General features: G+C 58.1%; 13 protein-coding genes and 1 pseudogene. 10 read left to right on the top strand and 4 right to left on the bottom strand.

The window, feature by feature from the left end:
* The first annotated feature begins 44 nt into the window (after positions 1-44).
* The 5 genes from HMPREF3098_RS06025 (at position 45) to rplI (ending at position 3,503) form a co-directional block, all read left to right on the top strand.
* Positions 45-1,673, top strand: coding sequence for a glycosyltransferase family 87 protein (locus HMPREF3098_RS06025; protein ID WP_246815860.1), 1,629 nt, complete (start codon positions 45-47; stop codon positions 1,671-1,673).
* Between the two features lie 2 nt (positions 1,674-1,675).
* Complete coding sequence (locus HMPREF3098_RS06020) at positions 1,676-1,861, top strand: hypothetical protein (RefSeq protein ID WP_070434388.1); 186 nt, start codon at positions 1,676-1,678, stop codon at positions 1,859-1,861.
* Positions 1,862-1,984: 123 nt separating this feature from the next.
* Complete coding sequence (gene rpsF, locus HMPREF3098_RS06015; RefSeq protein WP_172644111.1) at positions 1,985-2,281, top strand: 30S ribosomal protein S6; 297 nt, start codon at positions 1,985-1,987, stop codon at positions 2,279-2,281.
* 65 nt (positions 2,282-2,346) lie between these two features.
* Positions 2,347-3,000, top strand: a complete 654-nt coding sequence (locus HMPREF3098_RS06010; RefSeq protein ID WP_035116112.1) for a single-stranded DNA-binding protein — start codon at positions 2,347-2,349, stop codon at positions 2,998-3,000.
* A gap of 50 nt (positions 3,001-3,050) precedes the next feature.
* Entirely contained in the window at positions 3,051-3,503 is a 453-nt protein-coding gene (gene rplI / locus HMPREF3098_RS06005) for a 50S ribosomal protein L9 (RefSeq protein ID WP_070434387.1), read from the top strand.
* Between the two features lie 466 nt (positions 3,504-3,969).
* Here the strand turns inward: rplI and HMPREF3098_RS06000 are convergent, their stop codons facing one another.
* Entirely contained in the window at positions 3,970-5,631 is a 1,662-nt protein-coding gene (locus HMPREF3098_RS06000) for a flavin-containing monooxygenase (RefSeq protein WP_070434386.1), read from the bottom strand.
* A gap of 532 nt (positions 5,632-6,163) precedes the next feature.
* Between HMPREF3098_RS06000 and dnaB the strand changes: the two genes are divergently transcribed.
* A complete protein-coding gene (gene dnaB, locus HMPREF3098_RS05995; RefSeq protein ID WP_070434385.1) occupies positions 6,164-7,669 on the top strand; it encodes a replicative DNA helicase in 1,506 nt (501 codons plus the stop codon).
* A gap of 36 nt (positions 7,670-7,705) precedes the next feature.
* On the opposite strand, the gene HMPREF3098_RS05990 is transcribed toward dnaB, so the two are convergent.
* Complete coding sequence (locus HMPREF3098_RS05990; RefSeq protein ID WP_083284188.1) at positions 7,706-8,257, bottom strand: MarR family winged helix-turn-helix transcriptional regulator; 552 nt, start codon at positions 8,255-8,257, stop codon at positions 7,706-7,708.
* A 260-nt stretch (positions 8,258-8,517) separates the two neighbouring features.
* Here HMPREF3098_RS05990 and HMPREF3098_RS05985 point away from each other — a divergent pair, with 260 nt between their 5' ends.
* The 3 genes from HMPREF3098_RS05985 to HMPREF3098_RS05975 all read left to right on the top strand — a co-directional run bounded on the left by HMPREF3098_RS05985 (position 8,518) and on the right by HMPREF3098_RS05975 (position 10,256).
* Complete coding sequence (locus tag HMPREF3098_RS05985; RefSeq protein WP_035116102.1) at positions 8,518-9,063, top strand: YceI family protein; 546 nt, start codon at positions 8,518-8,520, stop codon at positions 9,061-9,063.
* Positions 9,064-9,132: 69 nt separating this feature from the next.
* A complete protein-coding gene (locus tag HMPREF3098_RS05980) occupies positions 9,133-9,762 on the top strand; it encodes a fluoride efflux transporter FluC (protein WP_141739686.1) in 630 nt (209 codons plus the stop codon).
* Positions 9,759-10,256 carry a fluoride efflux transporter FluC gene (locus HMPREF3098_RS05975; RefSeq protein WP_035116101.1) on the top strand — a complete coding sequence of 166 codons (498 nt, stop codon included), beginning with the start codon at positions 9,759-9,761 and terminating at the stop codon, positions 10,254-10,256. The genes HMPREF3098_RS05980 and HMPREF3098_RS05975 overlap by 4 nt, the downstream gene beginning before the upstream one ends.
* Before the next feature lie 12 nt (positions 10,257-10,268).
* Here HMPREF3098_RS05975 and HMPREF3098_RS05970 read toward each other — a convergent pair whose 3' ends face one another.
* On the bottom strand, positions 10,269-10,796 hold the full coding sequence (locus HMPREF3098_RS05970; RefSeq protein ID WP_070434384.1) for a hotdog fold domain-containing protein: 528 nt from the start codon (positions 10,794-10,796) through the stop codon (positions 10,269-10,271).
* Positions 10,797-10,900: 104 nt separating this feature from the next.
* On the opposite strand from HMPREF3098_RS05970, the gene trxA reads away from it, so the two are divergent.
* On the top strand, positions 10,901-11,269 hold the full coding sequence (gene trxA / locus HMPREF3098_RS05965; RefSeq protein WP_070434383.1) for a thioredoxin: 369 nt from the start codon (positions 10,901-10,903) through the stop codon (positions 11,267-11,269).
* Positions 11,270-11,448: 179 nt separating this feature from the next.
* On the opposite strand, the pseudogene HMPREF3098_RS05960 reads toward trxA, so the two are convergent.
* Positions 11,449-12,508: pseudogene (locus HMPREF3098_RS05960) on the bottom strand (NAD(P)-dependent alcohol dehydrogenase).
* Positions 12,509-12,597 lie beyond the last annotated feature (89 nt).

Genomic DNA, 12,597 nt, shown 5'->3' with positions numbered 1-12,597 from the left:
ATTAACCGGGCCGATCACTACCGCTAGGGCCTATAATGCCCACCATGACAAAAACCCCGACGCAACTCCGCCCGCTGGAAAGCAACCGTACTAGAGTGCTTCCCTCGGTCACGGAGCCTATGGCGTCGGGGTTTGTTGATTTCATCGGCGGCAAGCCGGGTAAGCACGCCCTGATTGGCCGAGCTCGATGGTGGACTCCGCTGCGGATCCTCGTGGCGGTTTCCGGTTTGTTCCTCACTCTCGGCTACCTACAAAAGGGCCAGTGTGTGCGCACAGGCCACGGGCAAAGCGGCCCGTTTGTTGACTGGAGTGGCCACAGGCAATACACCAGCGCGTGCTACAACGACACGATCACGCTGTACCATTCCCACCGCCTGGATGAACAGGTATTTCCGTACCTAAATTCGTGGACGGGATCGGATGGAGCCGTGCGCTATATGGAGTATCCGGTCCTGTCGGGTTTATTCCAGTGGCTTAACTCGGTCATTGCGCATTTCCTCTATTCCTTGTTTAAGCCCCTGGGCATGAGTGCCGTTCCGGAGGCATCCGTTTATTTTGCGGTGAATTGCTTCTTTTTAGCCTTGGCATGGATGGCAGCGGTGGCGATCATGTCGCGCATGACAGGCAATCGGGTGTGGGACACTCTGTTAATGGCGGCTTCTCCGCTGGTCATCGTGCACGCGTTCACGAACTTTGACCTGCTGTCGGTACTGCCGGCCGTAGCCGCGATGGCTTTGTGGTTTAACCGACGCCCCGCGCTTTCGGGCGTGATGATCGGCCTAGGGATTAGTCTGAAGCTGTGGCCGGCTTTCATCGGCGGGGCCATCATCCTGTTGTGTTTGCGTAATCGCTTGTGGTTGCCGCTGGCGCGAATGTTGTCCGGAATGTTCATCACGCTAGCGGCCATCAATCTGCCGATCTACCTGCTGGCCCCGCAAGGATGGGGGGAGTTCTTCCGCCTGAATTCACAACGTGGCTGGGAGGGCTCCACGATCTACGCGGTGATCGCGCATGTGACGGGGCAGCGCGCGTGGGATGGTAATTCACCTTCAACTGCCGTGCAGGGCGTGGGCACATTCAACCTGATCACGTTTGTGTTGTTGGCGATCTGTTTGGTGGCGCTGGCTTGGCTGGTGGTTTTCAAAGCGCCCGTCACGCCGCGGTTGGGGCAGGTGGCGTTCCTTGCACTGTTAGCGTTCATGGTGACCAACAAGGTATGGAGCCCGCAGTATTCGATCTGGCTGGTCCCCATGTTGGTGCTGGCACTGCCGAGGTGGCGCCTAGTGTTCGGGTGGGCAGCGCTGGAAGCGGTCTATTGGTACGTCCGCATGTGGCAGTTTTTGCCGGCGGGGCACCGGGCGCCGGAGTGGTTGGCGGATACGATGACGGTGATCCGGTTGGGTCTGCTGGTGTTCATGGCGGTTTTAGTTATCCGTCAGATCTTGGGCAAGGACCCAGACCCGGTGCGGGAAGCGCACCGGGTGGGGTCCCAGCCCGAATTCGCAACGCTAGAAGCGCGCCCAGCCGAACCGCAACCGGACGAAGCGCGCCGGGCCGAACCGAAACAGGACGAAGCGCGCCGGGCCACCCCGCACACAACAGATACGCACCCGGACGGGGCACGCCCAGCAACAGCACACCAGGCGATGACAGATACAAGGGAGACCGAATAACTATGAGTCCGACAATGTGGGTAACGATCGGCAGTGTGCTGATCGGGTTCCTTTTCTTTGGTGCGTCCTTCGCCAGCTTCAGCACGAACAAACCACGGAAACTGGTGTGGACCTTGTTTGCCATCGCAATCGTATTCATGACGATCGTGCCAACCACGACGGCAATTTTCATTGCGACGAAGGGCTAGCACGGGCGTGCGTTTCTGATTTTGGTCCGCGCACTGTAGTCTGAATAGGTTGCTGACGCAACGACCCTCCTGCCATGCCCAAACCCGGGTATGGCCGAAAAAACATTAAGACCATAGGAGGTGATGAGGTCCGTGCGTCAATACGAGATGATGATCATCATCGACCCTTCCCAGGATGAGCGCACCGTTGCCCCGTCGCTGGACAAGTACTTGGAGATTGTCCGCAAGGAAAACGGTACCGTGGAGAAGGTCGACATTTGGGGCAAGCGTCGCCTCGAGTACCCGATCAACAAGAAGGACGAGGGCATCTACGTTGTTCTCGACCTGAAGTGTGAATCGGCTACCGTGCAGGAGCTTGACCGCGTGCTTAAGATCAACGACGACATCATGCGCACCAAGGTGCTGCGCAAGGACGTTTAAGCAGTCCTTGTAAACCGGACATTGCAAGCAATTCCACACCCAACTTCCAAGGCGAGGTAAGACACATGGCACAGGGAGACATTCCAATCACTGTGGTCGGCAACATAGTTGCTGATCCCGAGCTGCGTTTCATTCAAAATGGCGCCGCTGTGGCTAACTTCCGAGTCGCTTCCACCCCGCGCCGCTACGACTCGCAGGCGGGTCAGTACGTGGATGGCGAGGCGGTCTTCTTGACGTGCAACGTGTGGCGCCAAGCTGCGGAGAATGTTGCGGAAACCCTGCATAAGGGCGACCGCGTGATCGTCACGGGCCGTCTGCGCCAGCGTTCTTATGATGACAAGAACGGTGAGCGCCGAACGGTCATGGAGGTCGAGGTCGACGAAGTCGGTCCATCCTTGCGTTTCGCAACCGCACAGGTGAACAAGGTTTCCCGCGGTGGCGGCCAGGGTGGATTCAACCAGGGTGGTCAAGGCGGCTTCGGCGGTAACGCCGGTGGCGGCCAGGGCAGCCAAGGTGGCTTCGGCGGTAACTCTGGGAATCAGGGTGGCCAGGCTCCACGTGGCAACCAGGGTGGTTTTGGAGGCCCACAGGGTGGGCGCGACAACGGTGGCAATCAGGGCAACCAAGGATTCAGCGGGCGTAACGCCGCGATGGATGACCCATGGAACTCTGCACCGCAGTCCGGTTTTGGTGACGGCGATGATGAGCCGCCATTTTAGAAATTAATCACTAAAACGAGTCAACTCCACGCACAACGAAAGGTTGGATCATGAAGCTGATCCTTACCGCCACCGTTGACAACCTCGGTGTCCCAGGCGACATCGTCGAGGTCAAGGCTGGCTATGGACGTAACTACCTGCTTCCACGCGGCTACGCAATCGTTGCTACCCGCGGCGCTGAGAAGCAGATTGAGGGCATCAAGCGTGCCCAGGAAGCACGCGCGATCCGCGACTTGGATCACGCGCGCGAGGTTAAGGCTGAGCTCGAGGCTCTGTCCGGTGTGAGCATCCCAGTTCGTACTTCTGAGGCAGGCAAGCTGTTCGGCTCCGTTACCGTTGAAGACATTGCAGCTGCAGTGAAGAAGGCCAACGGCCGTTCCTTGGAAAAGAAGAGCATCAAGCTGGGCAAGGGACAGATCAAATCCACCGGCATGTACTCTGTCGAGGTCAAGCTGCACTCTGATGTCGTTGCAAACCTCAACTTCGAGGTTGTAGCCGAGTAATTCGGGTCGCTGCCTCTTTGTACTTTTATGTGGGACGACGCCTAGACAACGCCGTCCCAGTCGCTGCCTAGCACCCAGCTAGCGCCTAGACAACGCTGTTGCTGGGGACCTCCGTGGCGTCGGATAAAAATGCCGGCGCGTAGACACCGCCAAAAGGCGCCACTGCGGGTGAGAAAGCATATGGTACGGAGATCACGAGAGTGATTCCAAGGGGCAAGGTGTGTAACACACCGTACGACTCGTGGCTTAAGAACACTTACCTAGAGACATAAGACATATCTAGACAACAGCACCCAAAGAAGGGGCCTGGCTAGTTCCGTGCACGTTAATGGCGCGGAGACCAGCCGGGCCCCTTCTTTTCTCCTCGGGGAGTCCGTATGGCGGGGTCTGCAGATGTGGTCTAACCCGTGATGCGGGGCCTCGGGGCGGGTTCCCTGCCCGCACCCAGGACAGGCTGTAACGGGCCTTAGCCCGGCATGACTAGTGTTTCCGCGCCACCTCCACCTTGTCCGGCAGCAAGCGGAGCAGTCGCAGCGATTGCGGCATCCCCGAAGGCCATATCCACTGTGTTATCCGCTCCCAGGAATGTGCGGCGTTCCCGGATGTAGTCGTGCTCCATGCGCCACGGATCGCGGGCCGCCTGCCGTGGCAGGTCGCCCACTGAGCGCACGATGTAACCAGATTCCATCTCCAGCATGGGGAGGTTTGCCTGCAGGTCGTCAGGGAGTACAGGGCAGGCGAAAGCCTCGCCGCGCTGTTCCATGTCCTTCCACAACTGGACTAGGTAACGCGAGGTCATATCGGCGCGTAGGGTCCACGATTGGTTCAGATATCCGATGGTGTAGCTGAAATTCGGGATCCGGTTTGCCATCATGCTGCGGTAAGCCACCATGGATTTGGTGGGTACGTCAGTGCCGTCCACGCTGAATCCCGCATTACCGAACGCCTGCAGCTGCAGGCCGGTGGCCGTGATGATGATGTCGGCGGGGAGCGTGGTGGCGTCGGTGAGAAGAATGCCTGTGGCTTGGACCTGGTCGATAACCCCCGTAACCACTGAGGCGCCGCGCTGCACGGCTCGGAAGAAGTCCCCTCCAGGTGATTTACATACGCGTTGATCCCATGGGCCGTAGGGCGGGGTGAAGTTCCGTTTGATTTCCTCCGCACCGATGTAGGCGCGGTTCATTGCCCAGAATGCGCCCTTGGCGATGGTGGGGAATGTTTGGCACAGGTGGTATTGCGCCATGTCCCGTACGATATGTCCGGAGCGCGCGATGCGCCCGGCGAGCTGACCGCGGCGACCCTTCGAGCCGATGATCGCGCCGGTGACGGTGCTGATCATGTCGGTTTCCGGCAGGGGAGCGATGTAGGTGGGGGTGCGCTGCAACATCGTGGTGTTGGCCCCCATGGCGTGCAGTGCGGGCAAGAGCGTGATGGCGGTGGCCCCGGAGCCAATGATGATGACGTTCTTTCCGCGTACATCTACGTCTTCCGGCCAGCGCTGGGGGTGGATGACTGTGCCCTCGAAGTTCTCTAATCCCGGAATCTTCGCGGTGAACCCTGCGCTGTGTTTATAGTAGCCCGCGGCGAAATGCAGGCGCCGCGTGTAAACGGTGTGCCCTTTGTCTTCTTTATTGACGCCCCGCAGGGATCCTTCTGCGTTATTGCTGCGGGGCGGGCCCTCCACTACATCGACTTCCCATAGGCCCAGCGCGGAGTTGAAGTTACTGTGGCGGACCCATGTACTGAGCGTAAGCCGGTCCAGAGCCCCAGCCTGAGCGGCTGCCTGGCGAACGTGTTCCTTGATTCGCGCTCCTGAGCCGAGCGTTCCTTGATGGGGCCAACGTTCGAAGGGGAAGGAGAAGGTGGCCATGTCCGAATCCGAGCGGATTCCGGGGTAAGTAAAGGTGTTCCACGTGCCACCCACATCGGAGTTGGAATCGACGATGGCCCAGGACCAATCGGGGAAGTTTTTAGCTACGTGGTGGGCGAGATCGATGCCGGAAATGCCTGCGCCCACGATGAGTAGGTCCAGTGGGTTGTCCGGGGAGGTGTTGTGCGGAAGAAGCAGGGTTTCCAGTGTTGTGGCTGCGTGGTTGGGGTTGCGGGATTCGGGCTGCGAATTCGTCATATCTTTAGGTTTAGTATACAAAATCGTATGAGGCGGGATTTTGGCTGAATCGGGGTTGACATGGGCAAAGAGGTAGCCTGTGGAAAACGAGGGCGGACCGGTGAGCTATCGGGGAAATGGAATCTTAATTGGGTGACCAGTAGGTATAAAAAAGTCAAAATCTCACGATGCAGTTAACACATGTGACGAAAGTTATCCACCGGGGGGTTTGTTGCTGGGTCAACCTCAAAAAGGCCCCTGAGCTGCAGGAACGTGCGAACGCGCTGGTCAGGGGGGTGTTTATACACAAGTTATCCACAGGCTGAGCTGGGGAAAGAGGTGTTGTTCACATATCTTCCACAGAGTTATCCCCAGACCCCTGTGGATAACTCGCTTTCAAGGGGGTGTGAGTGGGTTCGGAATTGCTGCCGGTTGGGGTGCGGGAGGGTTGTGAGTTCGGGTGGGTGGGGTCTGCCGGTTGGGGTGCGGGAGACCTGTGAACCCACGAGGGTTACTAGTTCGGTATACGGGTCTGCGCACTATGGTTGAACGCATGAGCCCACAGAATCCAGACATCAACTTCGACGATATTCCGTTACCTGACGAACCCCCAATGGAACCCGGTGATTTCAGCATGGGCGCGGGCAGCTCGAATGATGCCTTTCAAGGTGGCAAACGCTCCGGTGGATTCAAACGCAATTACCGTGAGCAGGTTCAAGATGCGGGGCGGGAAATGCCACAGAACATCGGCGCCGAACAAGGTGTGCTAGGCGGCATGATGTTGGATAAGGATGCGATCGCCGATGTGGTCGAGATCCTCTCTGGTGATGATTTCTATCGTCCTGCGCACAAGACCATTTTTGAAACCGTGTTGCGGCTTTATGGCGAGGGCAAGGAGGTGGATCCGGTTATCGTCGCGGGGTATCTGGACCGCGACGGTGTGCTGGAGGCCGTGGGCGGGGCTCCGTACTTGCATAGCATTTTGGCGAAAACTCCCACCAGCGCCAACGTGGGGTACTACGCTGCGCTCGTTAAAGAAAAGTCCACACTACGCAGGCTTGTCCATGCAGGTACGCGCATTGTGCAGCTGGGCTATTCCGGTATCGAGGGTGCTGAAGTTGCCACGGTGGTGGATAACGCTCAGCAGGAAATGTTTTCCATCACGAACGAGTCGGCCAGCGAGGATTACGAAATCTTCGAGGCGCTCCTAGAATCCACGATGGACGAAATCGAGGATCTGAGTTCGGGTGGGCAAGCGAAGGGGATCGAGACGGGATTCCGGGATCTTGACGACCTAACAAACGGTCTCAGTGGTGGGCAAATGATTATTGTTGCCGCCCGTCCCGGCGTGGGTAAGTCCACGTTGGCTTTGGACTTCATGCGCAGCGCGTCTATCCGTCAAGGTAAGGCTTCAGCTCTATTCAGTTTGGAAATGAGCAAGTCTGAAGTCATGATGCGTATCTTCTCCGCCGAGGCGGATGTGCGCCTGTCCGCCATGCGCGGCGGAAAAATGGATGATGAGGATTGGAATCGGCTTACCGCCCGCATCGGCGAGATTGCCGAAGCGCCAATCTATATCGATGATTCACCCAATCTGACGATGATGGAGATTCGTTCGAAGGCGCGGCGCTTAAAGCAACAGGCGGATCTTTCGCTCGTCGTGGTGGACTACCTTCAGCTGATGTCGTCCGGTAAGCGCGTGGAATCGCGCCAGCAAGAGGTCTCCGAATTCTCGCGTCAATTGAAGCTATTGGCCAAGGAAGTCAACGTTCCAGTGATCGCTATTTCGCAGTTGAACCGTGGTGTGGAATCGCGTGGCGAGGATGCTTTGCCCAGGGTCTCTGACCTGCGTGAATCTGGTTCACTGGAGCAGGATGCAGATATGGTTATGCTGATTCACCGTCCTGATTCGCAAAACCGCGATCACGAACGCCAGGGGGAGGCAGACATCATCCTAGCCAAGCATCGTGGTGGCCCCATCGGTACGGTGACGGTGGCTCACCAATTGCAGTTCTCTAAGTTCAGTGACATTGCGCGCGATATTGCGCCGATGCCGTAGAGGTACGGCAATCGCCGTGCCAGGGTATAAGCCTCTTTAGGCTCGGTCGTTTTCAAACTGTGCGGCGAGCTTGCGCAGAATGCGTTGAAGGTCTTCGCTGTCGCGCTGATCCAACTGATCGAAGAAGGAATCTTGCACGCACTTTACGTGACCGGGGGCAGCGGTTTTGATCGCCTCCATCCCCGCCGGTTCGATGACCACAAATGCACCGCGACCGTCTTCGGCGCAGGACTCGCGGCGCACAAGTCCGCGTTTGGCCATGCGAGTGATCTGATGGGATAGCCGCGAGCGATCCCATTGCAGGGCCTCCGCTAAAGCTGCGATCCGTTCGCGCCGCTGGGGATGTTCCGATAAGGGCACCAGAACTGTGTAGTCAGCCAAAGAGAGGTCAGAATGACGTTGCAGCTCGCGGGCCATGGTGGCGTCGATACGAGAAGTAACAAAGATCCAGTCGCGCCAGGTAGCTTGTTCGGCGGCGGTGAGCCAGCGAGGCGCTTGTTCTGGCGTGGGCGCAGAACCGGAGGGGTTACGTGGCGCGAGGTGAGAATCGAGGGTGTTCTGCTGCGATGTGGGGGTTGGATCCGGCATGGGTACTTCCGTCGTGGTTATTTCGGGAACGACTGATGTCTGGAGTGAGTTTGATGTGTCTAGCAAAATTATCACCATAGAGCAGGTTGAGAACCAAAATTGGACGCGACTATTACACCACATCAACCGCTTTGTTGACACATCACCTACTGTTGTGTAGGTTAGTGACATGACAGCGAATGAGGCGCTACACTCGAGGGCGGGTGGCCTACCGCTGTTGATGAATAACTCAATGTAAACACCAAACGAAAGGTCTAACCATGTCTGACTTCAGCAAGTACGCAGGTAACTACACCATCGATTCCGACCACTCCGAGCTGGGTTTCACCGCACGCCACGCAATGATTACCAAGGTTCGCGGTAACTTCGACGAGTTCAGCGGCACCGTTTCCGCGAACGAAGACTTTAGCAACGTCTCCATCAATGTGGAGATCAATACGGGTTCCATCAACACGAACAACACCGATCGCGATAACCACCTGCGCTCCGGTGATTTCTTCGAGACCGAGGCCCACCCACAGATCACCTTCGTTTCCAACGAAGCTAAGCCACTGGATGAGGACACTCTGCGCGTTACCGGTGACCTGACCATCAAGGGTGTTACCAAGCAGATCACCATCGACTTCGACTTCAACGGTGAGGCTACGGATCCATGGGGACAGACCCGTGTTGGCTTCGAAGGTGAGACCACCATTAACCGTCGCGACTTTGGTCTGACCTGGCAGACCAAGCTGGATAACGGCGGCGTGCTGGTTTCCGAGAAGATCGGCCTGAAGTTCGACCTCTCCCTCGTAAAGCAGCAGTAAGTTCTGCCGGAACCCTCATTACTTCGATCAGAGGTAGGGTTCTGAGCGCGGAATTTGTAGGCTAGAGGGGTGACTAGCCCCTCTGTAGCAACACAACCGACCCTGCCCCGGCAATACCTTTGGGTATTTGCCGGTGGCATGGTCGGTACTTTTGCGCGTTGGGTGCTGTCCACGGCGCTGCCGCGCGTATCTCTCGCCCCCAGCTCTGGCAACTATCTATGGGACATCTGGGGGCTGCCAGGGCTGTCGCTCATGCTGTGCAATGCCGTAGGGGCCGGGATGCTCGGTGCGCTGGTGAGTATGTACCCGAATGGGAACTCCAAGGCGCGCGTGCTGTGGGGAACCGGTGCGCTGGGGGCGTTTACTTCCTTCAGCGCGTTGGCTTCGGTGGCCGCTGGACTAGAAGCGAGCTCTGCGCAGCTGCGCGCTGGTTTGACCGCCATACCCACGTTTGCGGAGGTCGCAGGCGGGTTTTGCTACTGCATCGCCAGCTTGTTGGTCGGGGTGATCGCTGCGCTAGCGGGGCGCGTGTGGGGCGCGGGTATTCGTGGCACGCAGGTGGTGCACCAGGTGCCGCAGGGCACGCAGGCCAGCCAGGCGCCACAAGCCACGCACACCAGCACAGCACCGCAGGCACCCTCACCCGCACCCTCACCCGAGACCGAGGCCGAGGCCGGCACCGACGGGCAGCGCTCATGAACTCTCTGTTGGAAATTTTCGCCGTGATGATCGGCGGTGGCTTGGGCGCAATCACTCGTTTTGCGGTGGATCGCAGACTGAAGTCCTCCCGCGTGGGGATGTCGCCCCTCACCAGCCTCACGGTGATCAACGTGGCAGGCAGCGCGGCCCTCGGGCTGCTTCTGGGTGCGACTTACGTTTTCACGGGCATGACTCCCTTGGCCAGTCAGGGTGAATCGCTACCCAAAGCCAGTAGCTACAACTCAACCGTCGCTTTGCTGATCACCTTTTGGGGCACGGGCTTCTGCGGTGGGTTCACTACTTTCTCAACTGCGATAGTCGAGGCGCTGCCCCCGCGCTTTCGCTCTTTAATCGACGCCACGCCGAACCTCAATCACCCAACCTCTGGACCCTCGCGCTGGGTGGGCATGCGACAACTGGTGGTGATGACCGCCGCCAGCATCGTGGCCGCTCTTTTGGGCTACGTGGCAGCGTTGCTGATCATGTCGCCCTAGGGCGCCTTGGTTCTACTTTTTCGCGGTCACCCAAATGTCGATCTCCGCGTATACAGGTTCGTTGCCGGCAGCATCCTCAAAGTGAATAGTCACCGTGAGCGTCTGGCCACCGGATTCCCGCGTGATCTGGGAGAAATCGGGGAGGTCGGCGCTGGCGCGAGCGGTGAGCCCACCCTTGGACTTCGTACGGTATTCCGTGCGCATGCCCTTGGGCAGCCAGCGGTGGGTGTTCGGCAAGGAGGCCTCCGCCAGCATGCCCATGGCGAACTCGGCCGCGTTGCATGCCGCGATGGCATGGAAGGTCTTGATGTGGTTGTTGACCAACCACCACTTTGGCACCTTGACTTCGGAGTATCCGGGGTGCATTTCCTGCAGGCGAGGCAATACCGTGGAGAAGTAGGGGGCTTTCAGGGAAACCGCGGCCGAAAACAGCGCCTTGCCACCCGGCTTCTTGGAAAGTTTTTTATACATGCGGAAGACGGGGGAGGGGTTCGTGTTGGCGTCGAACTGGGAAGAAGTAGGAGAAGAAGAAGTAGTCATAGAAAAACAGTAAACGATTCGTGGGGAATAAACCGGCTCTTGCGTATCGTTGGGTCTACTAGAGCAAAAAACTAGTGAATCGACAACGAAAGGACCCTTTAACTATGGCAACGATTGAGGTTACCGGCGAGAACTTCCAGGACACCGTTTCTCAGGATGGCATCGTGCTACTGGATTTCTGGGCAGATTGGTGTGGCCCTTGTAAGCGTTTTAGCCCAATCTTCGAGGATGCATCCGAAAAGAACCCGGATGCCGTGTTCGGCAAGATTGATACCGAGGCCAACCAGGAGCTTTCCGCAGCTCTTCAGATCCAGTCCATTCCAACCCTGATGGTTTTCCGCGACGGTATTCTGCTGGCGCGTGAATCCGGCTTGCTGCCTGGCGAGGCGCTTAATGACCTCATCTCCCAGGCGAATCAGCTGGATATGGATGAGGTCCGCAAGCAGGTAGAGGCTCAGAACGAGCAGGGCTAGCTTGGCCTAATGGGCTAGTTTTGCCGAAAGACAATCCCGCTGTTGTGTTTGACAGCGGGATTTCGCTTGTGGGCTTTGGGTTTTGCCAGGGCGGGGTCGGTTTGTGGGCTTTGGGTTTTTGCCAGGGCGGGGTTGGTGGCCGGGACGGGGTTGGTGGCCCGGCAGGGGGGTGGGCAGGGTTAGAAGGTTTTCGCGTCGATCACAAAGCGGTAGCGGACATCCGACGCCAACACGCGCTCATAGGCCTCGTTGATCTGATCGGCAGCGATCAATTCGGCCTCGGCCGTAATGCCGTGCTCGGCGCAGAAATCCATCATCTCTTGGGTTTCGGCAATGCCGCCGATCATTGAACCGGCTAGGGACTTGCGGCCACCGACAAGTTGGCCTGCGCCAAGCTGCATCTTTTCCGGGGGGAAGACCTAACATCACCATCGTGCCGTTGCGGCGGAGCATCTGCATAAAGGGTTCGACGGGCATCGGAGCAGAGACCGTATTGATGATGAGATCTAGGCTGTTGCGGTGGGGCTTGTAGAAGTCCTCCTCCGCAGTAGCTACATAATCAGAGGCGCCGAATCTCTTGCCATCTGCTTGTTTGGATAGGGAGTGGCTAAATACAGTGACCTCGGCGCCCATGGCCTTGGCGATCTTTACGGCCACGTGGCCCAATCCACCCATTCCAACCACACCAACGCGTTGGCCAGGGCCCACACCCCAGTGCTTCAGTGGGGAGTACGTGGTAATGCCAGCGCACAATAGTGGGGTGGCAGCCGCTGCAGCGGGATCGTCGAGGTCCGCGAAGGCCGCCGGGATCTTAATCAGGAAGTCCTCGCGACACACAATGTGGGTGGAGTAGCCACCCTGGGTGATCGAGCCATCATGGCGATCGACACCGTTGTAGGTTCCGGTGGAACCATTCTCACAGTAGTTTTCATCGCCTTCGTTGCACGCCGAGCAGTCACCGCAGGAATCGACAATGCAGCCGATGCCAACAACATCGCCAACACTGAATTTGGTCACCGCAGGACCCACCTCGCGGATAGTTCCGATGATCTCGTGGCCGGGGGTCATGGGGAAGTTCTCATGGGGCCAATCGCCGTTAACGGTATGGATATCACTGTGGCAGATTCCCGCCCAGCGAATTTCCAATAGGCAATCGTCTGCGCGCAGATCGCGCCGGGTGATGGTTCCTTTTTCCATGGGTGCGCCAGCAGCGGGCGCGGTATAGCAAGCAACGTCCATAGCCTCCGACTGTACGCCGGATGGGAAAGGCAGGTCTGTAGCGCACGGCCCGGGGTTGCTGGGTTGGGGTTTTTGGGTCGAGCGGTTCG

Origin of the sequence: Corynebacterium sp. HMSC28B08 (genome assembly GCF_001806865.1) — a bacterium.
Taxonomy (GTDB): Bacteria; Actinomycetota; Actinomycetes; order Mycobacteriales; family Mycobacteriaceae; genus Corynebacterium; species Corynebacterium auriscanis.
This window is presented reverse-complemented; position numbering and strand designations above follow the sequence as displayed.

Excerpts from the sequence above, each read along its gene's own strand:
- HMPREF3098_RS06025 (WP_246815860.1), top strand. The coding sequence starts at position 45 with ATGACAAAAACCCCGACGCAACTCCGCCCGCTGGAAAGCAACCGTACT.
- HMPREF3098_RS06020 (WP_070434388.1), top strand. The coding sequence starts at position 1,676 with ATGAGTCCGACAATGTGGGTAACGATCGGCAGTGTGCTGATCGGGTTC.
- rpsF (WP_172644111.1), top strand. The coding sequence starts at position 1,985 with ATGAGGTCCGTGCGTCAATACGAGATGATGATCATCATCGACCCTTCC.
- HMPREF3098_RS06010 (WP_035116112.1), top strand. The coding sequence starts at position 2,347 with ATGGCACAGGGAGACATTCCAATCACTGTGGTCGGCAACATAGTTGCT.
- rplI (WP_070434387.1), top strand. The coding sequence starts at position 3,051 with ATGAAGCTGATCCTTACCGCCACCGTTGACAACCTCGGTGTCCCAGGC.
- HMPREF3098_RS06000 (WP_070434386.1), bottom strand. The coding sequence starts at position 5,631 with ATGACGAATTCGCAGCCCGAATCCCGCAACCCCAACCACGCAGCCACA.
- dnaB (WP_070434385.1), top strand. The coding sequence starts at position 6,164 with ATGAGCCCACAGAATCCAGACATCAACTTCGACGATATTCCGTTACCT.
- HMPREF3098_RS05990 (WP_083284188.1), bottom strand. The coding sequence starts at position 8,257 with ATGCCGGATCCAACCCCCACATCGCAGCAGAACACCCTCGATTCTCAC.
- HMPREF3098_RS05985 (WP_035116102.1), top strand. The coding sequence starts at position 8,518 with ATGTCTGACTTCAGCAAGTACGCAGGTAACTACACCATCGATTCCGAC.
- HMPREF3098_RS05975 (WP_035116101.1), top strand. The coding sequence starts at position 9,759 with ATGAACTCTCTGTTGGAAATTTTCGCCGTGATGATCGGCGGTGGCTTG.
- HMPREF3098_RS05970 (WP_070434384.1), bottom strand. The coding sequence starts at position 10,796 with ATGACTACTTCTTCTTCTCCTACTTCTTCCCAGTTCGACGCCAACACG.
- trxA (WP_070434383.1), top strand. The coding sequence starts at position 10,901 with ATGGCAACGATTGAGGTTACCGGCGAGAACTTCCAGGACACCGTTTCT.